Source organism: Mycobacterium sp. WMMD1722 (assembly GCF_049315205.1).
Lineage (GTDB): Bacteria > Actinomycetota > Actinomycetes > Mycobacteriales > Mycobacteriaceae > Mycobacterium.
This window is the reverse complement of the sequence record NZ_CP186056.1, coordinates 3941582-3961233: the sequence shown is the minus strand read 5'-3', so window position 1 is coordinate 3961233 and position 19652 is coordinate 3941582. Positions and strand designations below refer to the sequence as shown.

Below are 19652 nucleotides of genomic sequence, written 5' to 3'. Positions count from 1 at the left end.
GTTACGCGCCGCGGTCGGCCATCTCGGCTTCGAGCTTCTCCTCGTACGCGCCTTCCCCACGGCCCAGCGCCACGGTCGCGGCCACCATCGCGAACGCAGCGGCGGTCAGCGCGACCGGCTCGGCACCGCTGATCGACAGATGCTCGCCGAGCACGATGGCGCCCAGCACGACGGCGATCACGGGCTCCAGCACGAGCATCGTCGGCACCGAGGTCTGCAGCGATCCGGCGTGAAACGCCGACTGCTGCAACAACGTCGCCGCCACCCCGAGGATGAGCACCAGGTACAGGGCCGGAGTGGTCAGCGCACTGACGAACTGCCCTTCGGTGAGCATGTGCATGACGATCTTCGTGAGCACGGCCACCAGGCCGAACAGCACCCCGACCCCGACGGCCAGCAGCACCGCGCGCCGCCAGTCGCTACTGCGCACGGCCAGGGCCACGCTGGCCAGCACGATCACGACCGAGACCGCCACCACCACGACGGTCAGCGCCACCGGGATGTCGTAGTCGCCGGCGCTCGCCTTGGCCAGGGCGACGAATACGGTCAGCGCCGCCGTCAGCACCAGAGCCCACGTCCATTCCGCCCGGGTCACCCGGCGTCCGGCCAGGCGCGCGCTGAGCGGAAGCGCGAACAACAGCGCTGACACCAGCACCGGCTGGACGAGCAGCAGCGACCCGTAGCCCAGCGCCAGCGCCTGGAATGCGTATCCCGCGACCGCGGCTGCCGTGCCCGCCCACCACAGCCGGCGGCGCAGCAGCGTCGTCAGCATCATGGTGCTGACGCCCTTCTCCGCCGGCACGTCCATGGTGGCCCGCTGGCGGACGACGATGCCCACCGCGGCGAAGATCGCTGCCAGCAGGGCGAAGAACACCGCTAATCCATGGCCGAACAAGCCGGTCACTCCTCTGCGCCGTGTGAGACCGCTGTCGACGGACAGCACCCACCACCGTAGAGGCAGCGCGCAACCACGTCCCTATGGCCGCGGGACCGCCAGGTCAGACCGCTTTGAGCCGGACGGGTTCGGCGGTGTCCTCCACCGGCGCCGCCGGCGCGATCCGGTCGTTGACCGAGGCGACGACGGTGTCGACGCGGTGCACCGCCGCGTCGCACATATCGCGGACCCGGTCGCCGGCGGCGTCGACGTCATCGGCGGCGGACAGCAGATGGGCCCGGACGGCGACCCGTAGCCGCTCGCCCCGCCGGCGGATCCGCTGCCGCCACCGGTCGTCGATCTCCACCGTCACGTACGGCATCACCCGGATCTTCATGCGACTGCTCCCGTCCCCGGTCCCTGGCTCTCTGCCACAGTAACGGCGCGACCAGGGTGCGGTCACACCGTGACGGCACGGGCGTCCGCGTCCGCGCCGTCGCGGGCGGCCTCGGTGAGCCGGCGACTGAGCTTCTCGCCCTCGATGTCGAGGTCGGGCAGGAATCGGGCCACCCGTCGCGGCAACCACCAGGCCCGGTCCCCGAGCATCGACATCACCGCAGGTACCACGGTCATGCGCACCACGAATGCGTCGATCAGCACACCGAACGCCAGCGCGAAGCCCATCTGCTTGATCATCGGGTCGGCGTTGAACACGAACCCGGCGAACACCGCCGTCATGATCAGCGCGGCCGCCACGACGACCCGGCTGGCCTGGGTGAAGCCGTGCGTGACCGCAGCGTCGCCGCGGTGGCCGTGCACATGCGCCTCCTTCATCGACGACACCAGGAACACCTCATAGTCCATCGCCAGCCCGTAGAGCACGCCGATCACCATGATCGGCAGCAGGCTGAGGATCGGTCCGGTGGCCGAGAGACCGATCAGCTGCTGGAACCAGCCCCACTGGAACAGTGCGGTGGTGGCGCCGAACGTGGCCAACAGCGTCAGCAGGAAGCCGGCGGTCGCCTTGAGCGGCACCGCGATCGACCGGAACACCAGCGTCAACACCAGGATCGAAAGACCCATCACGATCGCGACGTAGACCGGGATGGCCTTGCCGAGGCGGTCTGACATGTCGATGCCCATGGCCGTGATGCCGGTGACGCCGAGGTCGACGTTGCGCAGACTGGCCAGCGGGCCGGCATGAGCGCGGATGTCACGCACCAGCTGCGCGGTCGACTCGTCGGTCGGACCGGCGTCGGGCACCACCGAGAACACCGCGGTGTCGGATGCGTCGTTGAGCCCGCCGAGGCTGACCTCGGCGACCCCGGGCAGCCGGCGTAGCTCGTTGTAGGTGTCCACGACCTCGGCGGTGGTGAGCGCATCGGCGCCGGTCGGTTCGGCGACGACGACCAGCGGGCCGTTGTACCCGTCGCCGTAGTGCTCGGCGATCGCGTTGTAGCTCTCCCGTTGTGGGGTGCCCTGGTTGTAGCTGCCGCCGTCGGGCATGCCGAGCGTCACGCTCAGCGCGGGCAGCGCGATCACGCCGGTGACCGCCAGCCCAGCCAGCGCGGCGGGCACCCGGTTGCGCAGCACCGCACCCACCCACGCCGAGGCGAACCGGTGGTTGCCCCGTTCGGAGGTGTCGGTGTGCTTGCCCTGCGGCGAGCAGATCCGCTCGCCGACCAGACCCAACAACGCCGGAAGCAGGGTGATCGAGGCGAGCACGGCGACGATCACCGTCGCCGCGGCGGCCAGTGCCATCGGGGTCAGCAGCGAGATCCCGACGATGGTCAGCGCCACCAGGGCGATCACCACGGTGGTGCCGGCGAACACCACCGCACTGCCCGCGGTGCCGACCGCACGGGCCGCGGCTTCGGCGGCGGACAGACCTCGGTCCATGATCAGCCGGCGCTGCCGGTTGACGATGAACATCGCGTAGTCGATCCCGACGGCCAGGCCCAGCATCAGCGCGAGGACGACCGTCATCGATTGCACGTTGAACAGGTGCGAGAACAGGAAGGTCCCGCCCACTCCCACGCCCACCGACAGCAGCGCGGTCACCAGCGGCAGGCCGGCGGCGACCAGCGAGCCCAGCGTCACGATCAGGACGACCGCGGCGACCATCAGACCGACCACCTCACCGGCACCGACCATTTCGGGCATCTGCGCCATGGCCGCCGACGGCAGGACGGCGATCCCGCTGTTGCCGACCGCCTCCCGGGCGGCGTCGACGGTGTGCTCGACGACTCCGGTGGGTAGCTCGTGGGTCTGCTTGTCGAACTGGAACTGGTAGAGGGCGACGGCGCCGTCCGCCGAGACGGTCACCCCGGGTACCGGTTGCCCGTCGACGAGCAGGGGCGTGGGTGCGCCGGGTTCCGGAGGCGCATTGATCCGCGCCTGCCCGATCGCCGCCGATGCGGCCAGCGTGGGGCTCTGCGGACCCTTCGCCATCTCCGCGCGGGCCAGTTCCCGCGGGTCCAGGACGTGGTCGGCGCGCGACACGGCGTCGACGGCGGCCAACACGGCCGCCCGGTTGGCCCCGGCGTCGATGCGCTGGCCGTCGGGTGCGGCGAACGCGATGCTGCCCTGCCCGCCGGAGGATTGCGGCATGCGCTCGGCGAGCTGGTCGATCACCTCCTGGGCGGGGGTGCCGTTGATGCGCATCTCGTTGGAGATCTTGGGCGGGTTGAGCGCCAGGACGCCGCCCACCACCGCGATGAGGACCAGCCAGCCGGCGATGACGCGCCAGGGGCGGTGGTAGCCGAATCGCCCGATCCGGTACAGAAAAGTCGCCATGGCATCGAGGGTAGGGAGGCAACCGAGAGCGGGCTTTCACTTGTCGTGAACGACACGTTGGGGCAAAGTGCATGATCCGCACCACTTTTCGCACCTTTGCGGCAAACCCTGTTTGGGTGCGCGGCGGGCGGGTTATCTCAGTGCGTCCCGCGCGGCCCGGACCACCTCTGCGGCCTGCCGGCCCGCCCTCTTGGCCTCCTGATAGGCGGCCTCGGCGTCGCTCAGGGCCTCCTCGGCCCTGGCCAGCCGATCCCGGGCGTCGTCGCGCCGCAGTCGCGCGGTCGCCAGGTCGCTCTGCCGCTGCGCGGTCGCGTCGTCGGCGTCGGCCTTCGCCCGCTCCGCGGCGGCCAGGACAGCGCGGGCCTTGCGCTGGGCCGACTCATCGAACGTCGGGGTCTCCGGTGTCGGGGTCTCCGGTTTCGGCGTCTCCGGTTTCGGCGTCTCCAGTTTTGGCGTCTTCTTCGCGGGCGCGGCCGCCTTCTTCCTCGGCACCGGGCGGCTGAGCACCGCCTCGGTCTCGCCGAAACCGCCGAAACCCGACCACTGCTCGGCGCGCACCAGCCGGCCCAGCCGGGCGGTCACCTCCGGATCGGCGACCGCGGCCTGCAGCGTGTCGGTCACATCGTCGCGCAGTGCGGCCGTCGGGTCGGCGATACCGGCGGCCGAGAGGGCCGCGCGGGTCAGTCCGGCCACCAGCGTGCGCTGCTCGGCCGACAGCTCCCGGATCCGCTCGCCGTCCATCTCCGCGTGCGCGGACCGCAGCCGCTCCCCCACGTCAGCGATGCGGACCACGGCCGCGCGATCCCCGTGCACGAGGCGGTTGACCACCGACGCCGCGACGGTGGGCTTGCGGGCCGCGCTGATCTGCGTGGCGGTCGCAGCGTCGCCGCGCTTCTTGGCCGCCGCGGCCAACTCGGTGCGCAGCGCGGTGAACTGCTCGGGCGCCACGGCATAGAGCTGGTCCAGCGCGTCGTCGAGCTGCTCGGCGGCCATACAGCCATGATGGCCCGGCCGCGTCGACCACCCGCGCGCCGCTGACCTGATGTCCCGAGTTTGGTCCGTGGCGGCATCCGGGTACCTGCGAGCCCATGAGCAACCTCACCGACAGCCCGATCGAGGAGGTCGCACCCGGCGACCTCATCTCCGTCGACCGCGGCCAGGGCACCCAGGCCTACAAGGTCGTCCACAAGAACGAACCCCAGGCCCACGGCGATCGGTCCTACCTGATCACGTTGGAGGGCGCTGACGGAGAGACGTTCGACCGCGAGTTCGCCGCCGGTACGACGGTGACCCGGTCGCTGGAATCGAAGTGGGAGTCCGACCAGAGTCCGACACCGCACGCCGAGTAAGCACGCAGCGACGGGGTACCCGTGGCGCCATGTCCAAGATCGGGTATTTCCTCTCGAGTGAGCAGTACACCCCCGCCGAACTGGTCGACCAGGCCAAACGTGCCGAAGCGGCCGGCTTCGACGCGCTGTGGATCTCCGACCACTTCCATCCCTGGAACGACGAGCAGGGTGAGAGCGCCTTCGTCTGGGGTGTGATCGGCGCGCTCTCGCAGGTCACATCCCTCCCGGTGTCCACCGCCGTCACCTGTCCGACGGTCCGCATCCATCCCGCGATCATCGCGCAGGCGGCGGCCACCGCGGCTGTTCAGCTCGACGGGAAGTTCGTCCTGGGCGTGGGCAGCGGCGAGGCGCTCAACGAGCACGTGCTCGGCGATCCGTGGCCATCGGTCGGTGTGCGCCTCGAGATGCTCGAGGAAGCGATCGACGTGATCCGCCTGCTGCATTCGGGCCGGGAAGTCAGCCACCACGGGCTGCACTACGAGGTGCAGGACGCCCGCATCTACACGCTGCCGGAGAACCCGGTGCCGATCTACATCTCCGGGTTCGGACCGCAGGCCGCCGAGTTCGCCGGGCGGCTCGGCGACGGGTTCTGCACCACCATGCCCGACGCGGACCTGATCAAGACGTTCCGAAACTCTGGCGGCGGCGACAAGCCGGTGCAGGCGGGCACCAAGGTGAGCTGGGACCGCGATGCCGACAAAGCCCTCGAGATCGCCCACCGGCTGTGGTTCAACGAGGTGCTGCCCGGCCAGCTGGCTCAGACGCTGCCCCGGCCGCGGGACTTCGCCGATGCCGGGACCCTGGTGCCGCCGGACATGGTCGGCGATTCGATGGTGTGCGGCCCCGACGTCGACAAGCACGTCGCGCAGGTCCGCGAGTTCCTGGAGGCCGGCGTCGACGAGATCTACGTTCAGCAGGTAGCCCCCGACAGCGAAGGCTTCTTCACCGCCTGGGAGCGCGACGTACTGCCGCAGCTGCGGTCCTGATCAGCGCGCGCCGAACAGGTCGAGGATCTGTCCGGTGCGCCACCAGATCAGCACGAGGAACAGCACGAGGACGGCCGTCGTGGCACCCGCCTGGATGGCGGTGCGGCCGTTTCGGGGGGCGTAGGTGTAGACCGCCGCGATCGCCGCGCCGGTGACCAGACCGCCCACGTGCGCCTGCCAGCTGACGGCCTGTCCGCTGATCAGCGGATAGACGAAGGTGAAGACCAGGTTGATCACGATGATCGCCGCGATGCCGCGGATGTCGAGGTTCAACCGCCGCGACACCACGAACAGCGCACCGAAAAGACCGAACACCGCACCTGACGCACCCGCGGTGGCCGCGTTGACCGGCGAGAGCAGGTACACCACCACGGAGCCGCCCAGAGCGCTGAGCCCGTAGAGCGCTCCATATCTGAGCCGGCCCAGCCAATTTTCGAGCGGCGGGCCGACGACGTACAGCGCCCACATGTTGAACAGCAGATGCATGACGCCGTAGTGCATGAACGCCGAGGTGACCAGGCGGTACCACTGGCCGTCGGCCACCGCGGGGGCCCACATGACGAATCGGCTCTCCAGATCACCGGAGGCGGTCTGCAGGATGGCCACCAGCACGTTGATCGCGATCAGCACGTAGGTCAGCACCGGAGTGGCCGAGTTCGGGGTGCGGCCCCCGAACTGGGTGCGGGGCCGGCGCACCGAGCGGTTGCCCTCCTGCACGCATTCCGGGCACTGGTGGCCGACGGCGGCCGAGCGCATGCAGTCCGGGCAGATGAACCGGCCGCAGCGGGTGCACCGGACGTGGGTCTGACGGCCGGGATGCCGGTAGCAGCTGGGCGCCTCGGCCGGGGACTGGGGGTTGGGCGGTGAGGTCACAGTGTTCCGAAGAGTTCGATCCAGTTGCCGTCGGGGTCGGCCAGGAACATCCACCCCATGCCGGGTACCGGCGCGAACTCCGTCACCGGTTCGACGATCTCGTACGGCGAATCCTCGACGGTCGCCGCGACCGCCCGCAGATTCTTGACGCCGATGGTGAAGTAGCGCACCCCGGCCTGGGCGCGGCCGCCGCCCGGGGCCGCCGGCTGAGCCGGCGGCGATGCATAGGTGACGAGTTTGAGCACTCCGTTGCCGAGCGTGTAGCGGCGCTGTGACCCGCCGGGGAAGTCGAGCTCACCCTGGCATTCCAACTCGAGGAAGCCCTCGTAGAAGGCGACCATCGCGTCGAGGTTGGTGGTCACCAGACCCACCTCGATACCGGGGGTCAGCAGGTCCAGTTTCACAGCCACCTCGTTACTCGTCGGACGACAACGCCTCCATTGTGGCCAAGACGAGCGCGCACGCCATCAGCGCACCAGGATCCGCAGCTTCTCCCAGCCGCGCACGGTGGATGTCGGCGCCAGTCGTGCGGTCGCGTGATCGATGTCCCACTCCGGCCAGCGGTTGAGCAGTTCGTCGAGCGCCACCCGGCCTTCCAGCCGTGCCAGGTTCGCACCCAGGCAGTAGTGCAGACCCTTACCGAAGGTGAGGTGGCTGATGGATTCGCGGCCGATGTCGAAGGTGTCCGGGTCGGTGTAGCGGCGCGGATCGCGGTTGGCGGCGCCGAACAGCAGCAGCATCGCGCTGCCCTGGGGCACCGTCATGCCGTAGGCGGTGAAGTCGCGGGCCAGCCAGCGCGCCACATGCGGACCGGTCGGTTCGAACCGCAGCGTCTCGTCGACGGTACGGGTGAGCAGCGATCGGTCGGCGTGGACCAGGCGTCGCTGGTCGGGATGCTCGGCGAGCACCTTGGCCAGCCAGCCGATCAGCCGACCGGTGGTCTCGTTACCGGCACCGGCCACCACCTGGGTGTAGTGCAACACCTCTTTGCGGGTGAGCTTGCGGGTGACACCGAGTTCGTCGGTGAATTCGATGTTGAGCAGACCGGTCATCAGGTCGTCGGACGGGTTCTTCGACCGCCACTCGACGTAGTCGGCGTAGATCCGGCCGTCGGCGATCCGGTCGGCGGCGAGCACCTTCATCGGCGCGCCGGGTGTGGTGCGCAGGCTCGCGTCGTTGGCGTCGCGCACCGAGATCTGGTCCGACTCGGGGATGCCCAGCAGCATGCCAATCACCCGCATGGGCATCATCGACGCCAGCTCGGCGATGATGTCGAAACCGTCGGATCCGACGTGCGGATCGAGGCAGTTCACGCAGAACCGGCGGATCTGGTCCTCGATCTCGGCCATCCGGCGCGGGGTGAACACCCGCGACATCAGGTTGCGCAGCATCGTGTGCACCGGTGGGTCTTCCATCATCATCACGCCCTCGGGCATGGGGAAGTCGGATTGCACCAGTTCGAGGATGTCGCTGCGGCTGTTGGAGAACGTCTGCCAGTCCGACAGCGCCCGCTCCACGTCAGCGTGCCGCGACAACGCCCAGAAGTCGTAGCGCTCGTTGTGATAGAGCGGTGCCTCGTCGCGCAGCCGCGCGTAGGTCGGATAGGGATCGGCGACGATGTCGATGTGGTACGGGTCGTAATAGACGCTGGTGGTCATTTCGCCTGCTCTGTTCCGCCCACGCTGTTGGGCGATCGCTCAACACTAGGCTGGGGCCATGTCTAGCAGTCGCTCCGATGCACGGTCAAGGGTGGGCGACACGCGCCGGGCGCTGCTCGCGGCGACGGCCGAGATCATGCTCGAGGAGGGCTACGCCGCGGCCACGTCACGCCGGGTGGCGGCCCGGGCCGGAGTGAAGCCGGCGCTGGTGCACTACTACTTCCCCAGCATGGACGATCTGTACCTCGCGGTGCTGCGGGCGGGAGCCGACGCCAACCTGGACCGTCAGCGCGAGTCGATGACCGGTCCGACTCCGCTACGAGCACTGTGGCAACTCAACAACGCCCAGGGCGCCCAGCTGTGGATGGAGTTCATGGCGCTGGCCAATCATCGCAAGACGATTCGCAGCCAGATCGCCGACTACGCGCAGCGCTTCCGCGACCTGGAGGAACAGGCGATGGCCGACGCCATGCGGGCCCACGGTGTCGACGCCACCCGATTCCCGCCGGTGGTCATGTCGATGATCGTGACCAGTCTGGCCCGCGTCGTGCGGCTGGAACAGGGTCTGGGCATCACCCGCGGACACGCCGAAGCCGAGGAGTTCATCGCCGGTCATCTCGCGCGGCTGGAACCCCCGCTGACCGAGCCGTAGGCAGGCGCGGGGCGATATCAGGCTGAGATAGGGGTGCGGGCCCCAACCCGCAACGGGCAGTGGTCGAACTGCAGATGAACCTGCGTGCCCTCGGAGGTGGTGTCGATGTCCACCCGGTCGGACAGCGCACGCATCAGCGGAATACCGCGACCACGGGACAGCGTCTGATTGGTGGCGTCGCTGACGCGCCATTCGCCGCGATCGGTGACGGTCACGATCAGGGTGTCGGTGGCCCCGCGGTGGGTGGCCTGCAGCGTGATGGGGTCGGCGGTGTCCCGATTGCGGTAGGCGAATTCGGCAGCGTTGGCGAGCGCTTCGTTGACCACGAGGATGATGTCACTGCTTCGCACGTCGTCGAGGTCGAGCTGGACGCACAGCCACTCCGAGAACTCTTCCCGCAACCGAGCGACGGCCCGCGCGTCGGCGGCCGTCGTGCGCACGAACCGGTGGTCCGTGGGGTCGGTCTCGATCTGTGAGGAACTCATGATGGACATGGGCTACCCCGTTGAGGCGATTGTCATTCCGCCAGTGTGTCCAACGCCGCATCCAGGCTGGCGAAAAGCTCGATGAAGTCGGTCAAACCCATGATCTTCAGCGGACGGCTGGTTCCGGGCCCATCGGCCACCACCGCGAAACGGGCGCTTTCGCCGACCTCCTGGTTGGCGATCACCAGCGTCTGCATCCCGGCCGAGGACAGGAAATCCACCTGCGACAGGTCGACGACCACACTCGCAGGCTGCTGGGCGTGAGCGGCCCGGATCGCCTCGAGCAGCGGCGGAGCGGTCAGCATGTCGACGGCGCCGACGGCGCGTACGACAGCGATCCTGCCGTGCCACTCTTCGACGTGCGCGTTGTCCTGTTCCATTCCCACCCTCACTGGTGTCCGTACCCGGCCGACGGTTCGCGAGGCACAACTGTGAAGGCTGCGAGTTTGAACCAGCACGTCGTGGCTTCGAGATACGACGACAGCAAGGCTAGCTCAGACCGCCTGAGAGGGTCAGACGGTCACCCCCTGCGAGGGCGTTTCGGCCCCCACGTTGTCGCGCATGTTGCGCCCCTCGACGTCGACATTGGGCAGGATCCGGTCGAGCCAGCGGGGCAGGTACCAGGCCTTCTCGCCGAGCAGCGACATCACCGCGGGGATGAACACCATGCGCACGACGAACGCGTCGAATACGACGGCAGCAGCCAGGGCGAAGCCCATCGACTTGGCGACGTTGTCCGGAGCCAGGATGAATGCGGCGAACACCGAGATCATGATCACCGCGGCGGAGGTGACCACGCGCGCGCCCCGCTGGAATCCGGTGACCACCGCGGCCCGTGCGCTGAGATCACCGGCCACCTCCGGGTCACGCTGTACCGCCTTCTCTCGCATCCGAGTGACCAGGAAGACCTGGTAGTCCATCGCCAGGCCGAACACGATGCCGATCAAAAAGATGGGCAGGAAGCTGATCAGCGGCCCCGGGCTGGCGACCAGGCCGAACCATCCGAGCTGGAAGATCGCGACGGTGACCCCGAAGGTGGCGCCGACCGAGAGCACGAAACCGAGCGTGGCCGTCAGTGGCACCGGCAGTGAGCGGAACACCAACGTCAGCACCAGGAAGGCCAACCCGATCACCAGCGCGAGATAGGGCACCAGCGCCTTGGTCAGCGATTCGGACAGGTCGGACAGGATCGCGGTCTGGCCGGTGACGCCGATCTCCACCCCCTGCTGATCGGCGAGCTGGCGGGCCAGCCCGCGGATGTCGTCGACCAGCGCCTGGGTCTCGGGGCTGCTGGGGCCGCTGCGGGGGATCACCGTGATCAGCGCGGCACTGCCGTCGGCGTTGGGTCTCGGCGGGGCGACCATCTGCACGTCGTCGAGTCCACGCAGCGCATCGGCGGTCGCGGTGTAGCCGGCCGCCGGGTCGGGGGTGTCCGCCCCGTCGACCACCACGATCAGGGGGCCGGTCAGCCCCTCGCCGAAGCCGCGGTCGATGAGCTGGACCGCTTTCTTCTGGTCCCCGGTGGCCAGATCCATGCCCAGTTCCAGCTTGGTCACCGGCAAGGCAACCACCCCGAGTCCGATGACGACGGCCAGGATGGCCGGGACCGGATGGGCGGCAACGAGTTTGGCCCAACGGAGACCGTTGGTCGGCGCGGTGTCGGGTTCATCGCCCTGGCGCAACCGGGCCAGTCGCAGCGCGAAGGTGCGCCGGCCGAACAGGCCCAGGAACGCCGGCAACAGCGTCACCGCGGCGAGCACCGCGAAGACCACCGCCAGCGCCGCGGTGAGACCCATGACCGAGATCATCGGGATGCGCACGACGGTCAGCCCGACCAGCGCGATGACGACGGTCAGCCCGGCGAACACCACCGAGGAGCCCGCGGTCCCCACCGCGCGGCCCGCCGCCAGCGCGCGGTCGTCGGTGACGCGCAGCTCGTTGCGATAGCGGGACACGATGAACAGCGAGTAGTCGATGGACACCGCGATTCCGATCATCGAGGCGAGCAGCAGCGCGGAGCTGTCCATGTCGACCAGCGAGGTGGCGCCGGTGATCAGCGCGACCGAGATGCCGACCCCGAACAGCGCGGTGATGATGGGCAGCGTCGCGGCGACCACCGAGGCGAAGGCGATGACCATCACGACGAGCGCGACCCCGAACCCGATCGCTTCGCTCATCCCGCTCTGCGGTGACTGGCCGTTGAACAGGGTGCCGGTGGCCTCGACGGTCAGGCCGCTGTCGCGGGCTTGGGCGAGCACCTGCTCGAAGGCCGCGATCTGGTCGGCGGAGACGTTGACGAACTTCTGGTCGTAGACCACGTTGAGATAGGCGATCGAGCGGTCGGGGCTGATCTGCGTCGCGGCGGCCGCAGTGGTGAGCGGGTTGACCACCGCGGGCGCTCGGACGTGCTCGAGCCCGCGCAGCCCGTCGGCCAGGGCGTCGATCCTGGCGACGGTGTCGGGCGCATCGAGGGTCTGCCCCGGCGGAGCGGCCACCACGACCATCGCCTGCGCGACCTCGTCCGCGTCGCCCTGCTCGGGGAACTTCTCGGCCAGGAAGTCACTGGCCTGCTGCGACGGGGAACCCGGCAGCGAGAAGTCGTTCTGGAACGGTTTGGCCAGCGTGGTGGCGCCGAGCGCGGCGAGCAGCATCAGCAGCCACAGGCCGATCACCAGCAGTCGCCGCCGGTACGCGAAGTGACCGACACGGAACAGGAAGGTCGCCATAGCTGAGCTAACTACCCAATGGCCACGGCTTCACACCCTCAGCCGGCCTTCACACCCTCAGCCAGCAGAGTCGCGCAGGATTTGCTGCAGCCGCTCGATCGGATCGGCTCCCCGCGGGTCGAGTCGGCGTTCGACGTCGGGGGCCGGGTCCTCGGACGACCCGTCCGGCGCCAGGACCGCGGGCGGCGGCGGTGGCGGCGCCGCAGGGGCGGGCGGCGGAGGCGGGAGCGGCGGCAGCTCGTCGACGGCCGCGATCTTCGCCCGCAGTCGGGCCTCGGCGTCGGCCCGGACCGCGCGGCGCTGCGGATCCGGATCGGCGTTGCCGGCGAAGCACCGTGGCGGCGCCTCGGCCACGACGCTCAGCGCCGCTCGGTAGTGCTCGCGGGCGGCATCGGCCCTGCGATCGAATCCGGCGTGATCCCCGAGACGCTCCCGGACCAGTGCGAGATTGACGCGCACCGGACACGACCGGTCGGCGGGGGTACGTGCCAGCGCATCGGAGAAGGACGTTGCGGCGTCGGCGAGCCGATCGTCGAGCACGGCCGAAAGGCCCGCGACGAACGGCGCTTTGGCCGGTTCCACCACATTGACGACGCCCAGTACCGCAGCGTCGGAGCGCAATGCGTCCGCGTCACCGTCGGCGAAGTCCTCGACCGCGGCGTGTCCGGCGACCACGACCGACACGAGTTTGACCACCACGACCAGCACCACCGCGACCAGCGGGGCCGACCACAGCAGCAGACGACGGCGCATCCGCAACCGGGCCGGAGTCACGCGGTCACCTCCCGCCGCGCCACGCGGCTGTACCGCAGCTCCCGGACACTGATCCAGATCTCGGCGAGCAGCAGCACCGCCGCCAGCAGGCAGAGCAGCCAGTACAGTTCCGTGCGCGCTGCCGCGGGGGCCGGCTCGGCCGCCGGCGCCGTCGCGGTGTCACGCACCGCCAGCTCGGGCAGCGCACCACCGCCGGCCCGGTTGGCGTACGGCACACCCAGTTCGGCCGCGATGCGGCGCAGGGTGGCTTCGTCGATGCTCTGATCGGGCGCGGCCCCGGACGGATATCCGAGCACGATGCCGCCGTCGACCGTGGCGGCCACGACGTCGAGATCTCGCGGCGTGGCCCGTGAGCCCGGTGCTCCGGCCCCGGCGTACACCACGAGGTTGGCCGAGCCCGGGTACTGCTGGTCGGCCTGAATCAACTGGTAGCGCAGGATGTTGCCGGCGGCCGCGGCGTCGGCCTGGGCCGGGTCACCGGGTGCCGGCGCAATCAGGCCCGCGACCTCGGCCGCGAGGCTCCACACGTCAGCGGACAGCGGCCACGCCAGGGTCGGCGGGGCGAAGGTGATGACGGCGAAACGGGCGGCGGGATACCGCTCGATCAGCGCGTCGATGTCGGCGCCGGCGTCCACGGTGCGGTCGGCCACGACGACGATGTTGGTGTCGGCGCCGGCGCCGTGGGCAGCGGTGTCCCCCGCGGAAACCAGGGCCGGACGCGTCGTCGCCAGCAGCAGGGCCGCGACGGCCAGCGTCATCGCACCCCAGCGCAGCAGGGCCTTTCTCCGGTGCTCACCGCGCGCGGTGAGCACTTGGCGCAGCGTGATCAGCCGGGCGAAGAGCAGCGCGACGGCGACCACCGCGAAGATGGCCAGCGGGAGGATCGGGGCGAACGTCACCGGCGCAGCACCACCAGGGTGACGCTGAGCAGGGCGGTGACGACGAGCACCACGGCCAGAACCGGCACCGGCGCGTCCTCGGTGCGACTGGTCACCCGGGTGCCGTCGGCGAGGACGAGCGGGGGCGGCCCGGCGTCGATCTGGTCGAGTCCCCGGGTCACCCCGGCGTCGTCGGTGGCGACGACGAACCGGCCACCGGTCCGCTCGGTGAGGCTGCGCAGTGCGGCGTCCTCGCCGGCGGCCACCACATTGATCTGCGCCCCGGCCCGCTCGGCGAGGTCGGTCACCCGGCGGGCGTCGAACAGCTCCGGACGCGGCTCACCCGGGTCGCGCAGATCCGGCGGTCCGAGGTACACGATCGACCGGCGGTGCGAGCTCGTCTGCTCGAATCCGGGAAAACCGGTCAGGCACAACGCCAAGACGTCCTCGACACCGGCCGCGTAGTCGACATACCGCACCGGTGCGGCGAATGAGCGCAGTGCGGCCCGGTCGGGCCTGGGCGTCTGCGAGAGCGCGGCGAAGTCGGCGAACCGGGCCGCGGCGTACTGGTAGTCGCGGGTCAGCGGCACGACCCGCGAGTTCACCGACGTCAGCCCGATGCGTTGGGTCTGGTAGCCGTCAGCCTGCCGGGCGTAGTGCCGCAGCAGAGTTCCGGTGCTGGGGTCGGTGACCGGTGCGCCCACGCAGAGCATCAGATCCTGGGGGTGGACGGCGTCGAAGGTGTCGTCCACGCCGGTGGGACGGGCGGCCGCGACCGCCGCCGCGGTGAACAGCACGAGCAACAGCGCCAGCGTCAGCACCGTCGAGATTGCCTGCAGTCGCGCGGCCCTGACGTATTCCGGCAGGCGGGTCAGCCGGGTGACATTGGCCAGCGGCCGCAGCGCCCGCCGGTCGGGCGACAGCGCAAGGCCGGCGGCCAGCGCGAAACACAGCGCCAGGCAGGCCAACGCGGCCGCCGCGATCCACCACCACCTCAGATCCACGTGCGCACCAGCTCCTGCGCGCGGACGCCGGCCTGTCCGGCGTCGACCTCGGAGTCATCGTTGAACCGGATGTCGCCGAGATCGGCCAGCAGCGGCGCCGCCTGCGCGAGCCGGCCGGCCGCGATCGCGTCGACCTGCATGTACTGCACCCGCACCCCGGTGCTCTGATGCAGGAAGCTGCGCAGCGCGCGGTCCACCTCGGTGGCGGCCTCGGCCGGGGTGAGCCGGCCGGCCCGCAACTCGGTGTCCACCGCGGCGATACGCCGCGCGTAGCGCTCACGCAACACCCGCGCGTGCACCGGGCCGATTCCCGGCAGCGTGCGGAGCCGCTGCGCGGGCAACGTCGCGACGATGATGACGGCGTAGCCGCCGATCACGCCGATGACGAGGAACGCGGCCAGCCCCAGCCACCACCACGAGTACGGCGTCGGACCGGAGACGAACCTCAGCAGGTCATCCGGCACGGGCGACGACCTCGGACAGGGCGACGAGTTCGGTGCGGATGCGCGCGCTGCCGGGCACGACCGCGTAGGGGACGCTGCGCGCGGCCAGCGCCGCGGCGAGTCGGCGCGTCCGCGCGGCCTCGGCGCGCCGATAGGCGGTGAGCACCCGACGGCCCAGGGTGGCGGCATTGAGCACCACCCGGCCGGTGCCCACGTCGTACCCGTCGCCGTCTTCGGGTCCGCCGCCGATCGGGGACATGTCGGGCACCATCGTCCACATGATGTCGTGGCGCGCGGTCAGCCGGCGCAGAACGTCGTCGAGTCGTGGACCCGGGTCGGGCTCGTCGGAGACGACCACCAGCAACCTGCTGTGCCCGTAGTGGGTGGCGACGTAGTCGAGTTGGGCGACGATGTCGCTGGGACCGGGCCGATCCAGACTGTGCTGGTACCACCGGTGCAGGGCGTATTCGATGTGCGTCTCCCCGCGGCGGGCCGGGATGTTGACGCATCCCCGCGAGTCGCCGTACACCATCCCCACTTCGTCGGACCGCCGCAGGCTGATCAGGCCGATCGCACCGAGGATGTGCGCGGCCACCTCTCGGCGGCATTCGGCACTGGGGGTGAGCGCGGACATGTTCCGGCCCCCGTCGGCGACCAGCAGGATCTTGTGGTGCTTCTCGGAGACGAAACGTTTGATCAGCACGCTGCCTGACCGGGCCGAGGCCTTCCAGTCGATGTCGCGGACGTCGTCGCCGGGTACGTAGGGGCGCAGGTCGTCGAATTCCAGGCTGCGGGTGTGCGACAGCGCGTAGCGCCCGCCGTCGAGCAGGCCGCGGGTGTCGGTGCCGAAGTGAGCCTTGGCCCGGTTGAGGTGCTTACCCACCGGGTCAGGGCACCCGGACGGCCTGCAGCACCGCGTCGACGACGGTGTCGGCGGTGACGTCGGCGCTGGCCGCTTCGAAGCCGAGGATCAACCGGTGCCGCAACACGCGGTGGGCGAGGCGGGCGATGTCCTCGGGCAGGACGTGGCCGCGGCCGCTGAGCACGGCCAGCGCCCGCGCCGACTGACACAACGCGATGGTCGCCCGCGGGCTGGCGCCGTACTCGACGAACCGGGCGAGCTGTTTGGGCAGATACTGACCCGGCCGCCGGGTCACCTCGACCAGTCGGCTGGCGTACTGGATCAGTGCCCGATCCAGATGGACGTGGCGCACCACGTCCTGGGCGCGCCGGACGTCGTCCAGGCCGACGACGGGGGCGCTGCGCCGGGCGCGCTCGTAGACACCGGCGTCGATGCGGGCCATCACCTCGACCTCTTCGTCGGCCGTGGGATATTGCAGCAGATCCTTGAGCATGAACCGGTCGGTCTGCGCTTCCGACAGCGGATAGGTGCCCTCCTGATCGACCGGGTTCTGGGTGGCGATCACCAGAAACGGCTCCGGGATCGGATACACCTGGCCGGCGATGGTGGTCTGCCGCTCCTCCATCGCCTCGAGCATCGCGCTCTGAGTCTTGGCGCTGGAGCGGTTGATCTCGTCGAGCAGCACGATGTTCGCGTGCACCGGGCCCAGCTGCGTGACGAACCGGTTGGTCGCCGCCTCGTAGATCTGTGTGCCGATGATGTCGCTGGGCAGCAGGTCGGGCGTGCACTGGATGCGCTGGAAGGCTCCGTCGATGGCGTCGGCGACGACGCGTGCCGCCGTGGTCTTCGCCAGGCCGGGCACACTCTCGATCAGGACGTGGCCGCCGGTGAGCAGGCCGACCAGTAGCGATTCGCGCAGGTTCTGCTGTCCGACCACTTTTGCCGAAAACGCCTCGGAGACCGCCCGGACGACGCGCTGGGTTTCGGCCATGGCCCGCTGATCGGGCTGGATTCGCGCAGCAGTCATCCGGCGATGGTTACCCGAAGCCGCCGCGTTCACACCAGTGGCGCAATCACCGCGGGCCACATCCGCGGACCGAAGGTCCGACCGCGCTAGCCTTCCTGTGAGGGCCGACGACGCCGAAGGCAGGATTGATGGGGACGAATTCGGGATCCACGGGGGTGCAGCGACCGCAGCGGTCGGACGCGTTTGCCAATCTGCACCGGATCGTCGCAGCCGCGCGCGAGGTGTTCGCCCGCGACGGGGATGCGGCCACGCTGAGCCAGGTGGCCGCCGCCGCCGGGGTGGCCAACGCAACGCTCTACCGCCATTTCCCGAATCGGCAGGCGCTGGCCGCGGCGGTCTACGAGGACATCGTCGTCAACGAGATCAAACCGGCGATCCTGGCGCTGGGCAACGACGCGCCCCGCGAGGCCTTCATCGACGCGCTGTCCCGGCTCGAGGACGTCATGTTCAAACAGCGTGAACTGCTCGCCTCGATCGACGATCTGGCCGAGTTGACCGCCCGGCTGCTGACCCGGGACCGCGGGCAGATCAATCACATGATCGACCAGTCGCAGGCAACCGGGCATCTGCGCGCGGATCTGACCTCCGACGACGTGGCGACATTCGTCGCGATGGTCACCACCGCATCCGTCGCCATGAATCAGCCGCGGCCGCTGCGCCGGCGCTACCTGAGCCTGATGTTCGACGCGTTCAGCGCCGATCCCCCGACGCCGCTGCCGCCCATCGCCCACGGATCGACCAATGGTTAAATACTCTAAATAGTCAGCTGTCCGTCGACTCTGGAGAATGCCGTGCACAGGTTGAATCTCTTCTCGCGTTCGTTCGTCGTCGCGTGCGGTGTGGTCGCCGGGGCGCTCGGATTCGGCGCCGCGACAGCAGGTGCCCAGCCGCCGCCGCCTCCGCCGCCGGTGATCGGCGAGGTGCCGCCGGCCTGGGCGCCGCCGAAACCGGCCGAACGGTGGGCGGGCCAACCGGTGGTATGGAACTCCGGCTGGGGCGGCCGCTGGGGCGTGTGGATCAACGGCGCATTCATCACCCTGTCCTCTAATCCGGTGACCAACGGTGGCTGATCGCGGGATACCGCTGTAGCTAGCTGCGCTATATAGTCGATGTGATCTGCACACGAACGAGGCGGGAATGACGATGAGTGGACTGTTGAAGCGGGCCGGCCGGGTGGGCGTCGCCCTGGCCGCGGCGGCATCGGCATACCTGGGTTCGGCCAGTGTGGCCCCGTCGGTCGCGGGAGCCGACGCCACCGACGACTATCCGATCCCCCACCGCATCATCGTGACCACCTGCGACGTCGAGCAGTACATGGCCGCCGCCCGGGACACCAGCCCCGTCTACTTCGAGCGCTACATGATCGACCGGAGCAACCGCCCGGCCGATGTCCAGCAGATGGCCTTCGACCGGATCCACTGGTTCTTCTCGCTCGATCCGGTCGCACGTCGCCAGTACTCCGAAGACACCGCGACCAACGTGTTCTACGAGCAGACCGCCACCCGGTGGGGCAACTGGGCCAAACTCTTCTTCAACAACAAGGGCGTCGTCGCGCACGCCACCGACGTCTGCATGAACTACCCCAAGGGCGACATGTCCGTGTGGAGTTGGCCCGTCAGGTGACCTCAGCCGTCCCCCATCGGGCGCTCAACTCCGCGGTCACCGGCTTCTGGAGCCTTGCGGCACCGGCGTACGACACCCAGGTGCTGCAACGGTTCGTGTACCGGCCCGCCCAGGATGAGGTGATCGCTCAGTTGCGCGCTCACGGTGCCGGCCGCATCGCCGACATCGGCTGCGGCACGGGCATTCTCGCCGACCGGATCCAACGCGAACTCGAACCCGACGAGGTGTTCGGTGTCGACATGTCCGAGGGCATGCTCGCCCAGGCCAACGCCCGGTCGTCGAAGGTGTGGTGGATGCGCGGGCCGGCCGAGAAACTCCCCTTCGCCGACGGTGCGCTCGATGCCGTGGTCAGCACGTCGGCGTTCCACTTCTTCGACCAGCCGGCCGCACTGCGCGATTTCCACCGCGTGCTGGCACCCGGCGGGATGGTCGCCGTGGCGACCATCAGCGTGCGATACCCCCAGGCGCTCGATCAGCTGACGGCCGGGCGCCTTGCCCCGGCCCACAACCCCACGCCGGGCGCCCTGCGAAAGCTGTTCACCGGCGCCGGTTTCGAGGTGGGCGACCAGCATCCGGTGAGCCGGCCACTGTGGACGAAGTTCGTGAACGACGTGATCACCGTCGGCCGGAAGGCCCGCTGAA

At 69.7% G+C, this 19652-nt stretch carries 23 protein-coding genes; 7 read left to right on the top strand and 16 right to left on the bottom strand.

Annotated elements, in window-relative coordinates; genetic code table 11:
* Position 1 precedes the first annotated feature (1 nt).
* From ACN27E_RS18945 to ACN27E_RS18930, 4 genes are all read right to left on the bottom strand, one after another.
* On the bottom strand, positions 2 to 895 hold the full coding sequence (locus ACN27E_RS18945) for a DMT family transporter (RefSeq protein WP_422749976.1): 894 nt from the start codon (positions 893 to 895) through the stop codon (positions 2 to 4).
* A gap of 103 nt (positions 896 to 998) precedes the next feature.
* A complete protein-coding gene (locus tag ACN27E_RS18940; protein WP_422743771.1) occupies positions 999 to 1271 on the bottom strand; it encodes a hypothetical protein in 273 nt (90 codons plus the stop codon).
* Between the two features lie 62 nt (positions 1272 to 1333).
* Complete coding sequence (locus ACN27E_RS18935; RefSeq protein ID WP_422743769.1) at positions 1334 to 3670, bottom strand: MMPL family transporter; 2337 nt, start codon at positions 3668 to 3670, stop codon at positions 1334 to 1336.
* A gap of 132 nt (positions 3671 to 3802) precedes the next feature.
* Entirely contained in the window at positions 3803 to 4663 is an 861-nt protein-coding gene (locus ACN27E_RS18930; RefSeq protein ID WP_422743767.1) for a hypothetical protein, read from the bottom strand.
* A 95-nt stretch (positions 4664 to 4758) separates the two neighbouring features.
* On the opposite strand from ACN27E_RS18930, the gene ACN27E_RS18925 reads away from it, so the two are divergent.
* Positions 4759 to 5019, top strand: coding sequence for a hypothetical protein (locus ACN27E_RS18925; protein WP_422743766.1), 261 nt, complete (start codon positions 4759 to 4761; stop codon positions 5017 to 5019).
* A gap of 29 nt (positions 5020 to 5048) precedes the next feature.
* Positions 5049 to 6005 carry a TIGR03557 family F420-dependent LLM class oxidoreductase gene (locus ACN27E_RS18920; protein ID WP_422743764.1) on the top strand — a complete coding sequence of 319 codons (957 nt, stop codon included), beginning with the start codon at positions 5049 to 5051 and terminating at the stop codon, positions 6003 to 6005.
* On the opposite strand, the gene ACN27E_RS18915 is transcribed toward ACN27E_RS18920, so the two are convergent.
* From ACN27E_RS18915 to ACN27E_RS18905, 3 genes are read right to left on the bottom strand one after another with little or no spacing between them, the layout of a single operon-like run.
* Positions 6006 to 6878, bottom strand: coding sequence for a rhomboid family intramembrane serine protease (locus ACN27E_RS18915; protein WP_422743762.1), 873 nt, complete (start codon positions 6876 to 6878; stop codon positions 6006 to 6008).
* Positions 6875 to 7288 carry a VOC family protein gene (locus tag ACN27E_RS18910; RefSeq protein ID WP_422743760.1) on the bottom strand — a complete coding sequence of 138 codons (414 nt, stop codon included), beginning with the start codon at positions 7286 to 7288 and terminating at the stop codon, positions 6875 to 6877. The genes ACN27E_RS18915 and ACN27E_RS18910 overlap by 4 nt, the downstream gene beginning before the upstream one ends.
* A 57-nt stretch (positions 7289 to 7345) precedes the next feature.
* Positions 7346 to 8536 carry a cytochrome P450 gene (locus tag ACN27E_RS18905; protein ID WP_422743759.1) on the bottom strand — a complete coding sequence of 397 codons (1191 nt, stop codon included), beginning with the start codon at positions 8534 to 8536 and terminating at the stop codon, positions 7346 to 7348.
* 136 nt (positions 8537 to 8672) lie between these two features.
* On the opposite strand from ACN27E_RS18905, the gene ACN27E_RS18900 reads away from it, so the two are divergent.
* Entirely contained in the window at positions 8673 to 9188 is a 516-nt protein-coding gene (locus ACN27E_RS18900; protein ID WP_422749974.1) for a TetR/AcrR family transcriptional regulator, read from the top strand.
* 17 nt (positions 9189 to 9205) lie between these two features.
* Here the strand turns inward: ACN27E_RS18900 and ACN27E_RS18895 are convergent, their stop codons facing one another.
* The 9 genes from ACN27E_RS18895 to ACN27E_RS18855 form a co-directional block, all read right to left on the bottom strand.
* Positions 9206 to 9673 (bottom strand): ATP-binding protein, encoded by a 468-nt coding sequence (locus tag ACN27E_RS18895; RefSeq protein WP_422743757.1) that lies wholly within the window; start codon positions 9671 to 9673, stop codon positions 9206 to 9208.
* Between the two features lie 32 nt (positions 9674 to 9705).
* Positions 9706 to 10053 (bottom strand): STAS domain-containing protein, encoded by a 348-nt coding sequence (locus ACN27E_RS18890; RefSeq protein ID WP_422743756.1) that lies wholly within the window; start codon positions 10051 to 10053, stop codon positions 9706 to 9708.
* 132 nt (positions 10054 to 10185) lie between these two features.
* Positions 10186 to 12399: an MMPL family transporter gene (locus ACN27E_RS18885; protein WP_422743754.1), complete on the bottom strand. Its 2214-nt coding sequence runs from the start codon at positions 12397 to 12399 to the stop codon at positions 10186 to 10188.
* A 57-nt stretch (positions 12400 to 12456) separates the two neighbouring features.
* A complete protein-coding gene (locus tag ACN27E_RS18880; protein ID WP_422749973.1) occupies positions 12457 to 13152 on the bottom strand; it encodes a hypothetical protein in 696 nt (231 codons plus the stop codon).
* A gap of 17 nt (positions 13153 to 13169) precedes the next feature.
* Positions 13170 to 14072, bottom strand: coding sequence for a hypothetical protein (locus ACN27E_RS18875; RefSeq protein WP_422743753.1), 903 nt, complete (start codon positions 14070 to 14072; stop codon positions 13170 to 13172).
* A complete protein-coding gene (locus ACN27E_RS18870; RefSeq protein ID WP_422743752.1) occupies positions 14069 to 15055 on the bottom strand; it encodes a hypothetical protein in 987 nt (328 codons plus the stop codon). The genes ACN27E_RS18875 and ACN27E_RS18870 overlap by 4 nt, the downstream gene beginning before the upstream one ends.
* Positions 15046 to 15519, bottom strand: coding sequence for a hypothetical protein (locus ACN27E_RS18865; protein ID WP_422743750.1), 474 nt, complete (start codon positions 15517 to 15519; stop codon positions 15046 to 15048). Before ACN27E_RS18865 ends, ACN27E_RS18870 begins: the two co-directional genes overlap by 10 nt.
* Positions 15509 to 16381, bottom strand: a complete 873-nt coding sequence (locus ACN27E_RS18860) for a DUF58 domain-containing protein (protein WP_422743749.1) — start codon at positions 16379 to 16381, stop codon at positions 15509 to 15511. Before ACN27E_RS18860 ends, ACN27E_RS18865 begins: the two co-directional genes overlap by 11 nt.
* A 4-nt stretch (positions 16382 to 16385) precedes the next feature.
* Entirely contained in the window at positions 16386 to 17387 is a 1002-nt protein-coding gene (locus tag ACN27E_RS18855) for an AAA family ATPase (RefSeq protein WP_422743748.1), read from the bottom strand.
* A 128-nt stretch (positions 17388 to 17515) separates the two neighbouring features.
* Here ACN27E_RS18855 and ACN27E_RS18850 point away from each other — a divergent pair, with 128 nt between their 5' ends.
* From ACN27E_RS18850 to ACN27E_RS18835, 4 genes are all read left to right on the top strand, one after another.
* Entirely contained in the window at positions 17516 to 18136 is a 621-nt protein-coding gene (locus ACN27E_RS18850) for a TetR/AcrR family transcriptional regulator (RefSeq protein ID WP_422743747.1), read from the top strand.
* A 51-nt stretch (positions 18137 to 18187) separates the two neighbouring features.
* A complete protein-coding gene (locus ACN27E_RS18845) occupies positions 18188 to 18457 on the top strand; it encodes a hypothetical protein (protein WP_422749971.1) in 270 nt (89 codons plus the stop codon).
* Between the two features lie 73 nt (positions 18458 to 18530).
* A complete protein-coding gene (locus tag ACN27E_RS18840; protein WP_422743745.1) occupies positions 18531 to 19010 on the top strand; it encodes a DUF5078 domain-containing protein in 480 nt (159 codons plus the stop codon).
* Positions 19007 to 19651 carry a class I SAM-dependent methyltransferase gene (locus tag ACN27E_RS18835; protein WP_422743743.1) on the top strand — a complete coding sequence of 215 codons (645 nt, stop codon included), beginning with the start codon at positions 19007 to 19009 and terminating at the stop codon, positions 19649 to 19651. Before ACN27E_RS18840 ends, ACN27E_RS18835 begins: the two co-directional genes overlap by 4 nt.
* The last annotated feature ends 1 nt before the right edge of the window (position 19652 follow it).

What these genes read in the sequence shown, in the direction of transcription:
- ACN27E_RS18940 (WP_422743771.1), bottom strand. Translation starts at nt 1,271, where the DNA reads ATGAAGATCCGGGTGATGCCGTACGTGACGGTGGAGATCGACGACCGG.
- ACN27E_RS18935 (WP_422743769.1), bottom strand. Translation starts at nt 3,670, where the DNA reads ATGGCGACTTTTCTGTACCGGATCGGGCGATTCGGCTACCACCGCCCC.
- ACN27E_RS18930 (WP_422743767.1), bottom strand. Translation starts at nt 4,663, where the DNA reads ATGGCCGCCGAGCAGCTCGACGACGCGCTGGACCAGCTCTATGCCGTG.
- ACN27E_RS18925 (WP_422743766.1), top strand. Translation starts at nt 4,759, where the DNA reads ATGAGCAACCTCACCGACAGCCCGATCGAGGAGGTCGCACCCGGCGAC.
- ACN27E_RS18920 (WP_422743764.1), top strand. Translation starts at nt 5,049, where the DNA reads ATGTCCAAGATCGGGTATTTCCTCTCGAGTGAGCAGTACACCCCCGCC.
- ACN27E_RS18905 (WP_422743759.1), bottom strand. Translation starts at nt 8,536, where the DNA reads ATGACCACCAGCGTCTATTACGACCCGTACCACATCGACATCGTCGCC.
- ACN27E_RS18900 (WP_422749974.1), top strand. Translation starts at nt 8,673, where the DNA reads ATGCTCGAGGAGGGCTACGCCGCGGCCACGTCACGCCGGGTGGCGGCC.
- ACN27E_RS18895 (WP_422743757.1), bottom strand. Translation starts at nt 9,673, where the DNA reads ATGAGTTCCTCACAGATCGAGACCGACCCCACGGACCACCGGTTCGTG.
- ACN27E_RS18890 (WP_422743756.1), bottom strand. Translation starts at nt 10,053, where the DNA reads ATGGAACAGGACAACGCGCACGTCGAAGAGTGGCACGGCAGGATCGCT.
- ACN27E_RS18885 (WP_422743754.1), bottom strand. Translation starts at nt 12,399, where the DNA reads ATGGCGACCTTCCTGTTCCGTGTCGGTCACTTCGCGTACCGGCGGCGA.
- ACN27E_RS18880 (WP_422749973.1), bottom strand. Translation starts at nt 13,152, where the DNA reads ATGCGCCGTCGTCTGCTGCTGTGGTCGGCCCCGCTGGTCGCGGTGGTG.
- ACN27E_RS18855 (WP_422743748.1), bottom strand. Translation starts at nt 17,387, where the DNA reads ATGACTGCTGCGCGAATCCAGCCCGATCAGCGGGCCATGGCCGAAACC.
- ACN27E_RS18850 (WP_422743747.1), top strand. Translation starts at nt 17,516, where the DNA reads ATGGGGACGAATTCGGGATCCACGGGGGTGCAGCGACCGCAGCGGTCG.
- ACN27E_RS18840 (WP_422743745.1), top strand. Translation starts at nt 18,531, where the DNA reads ATGAGTGGACTGTTGAAGCGGGCCGGCCGGGTGGGCGTCGCCCTGGCC.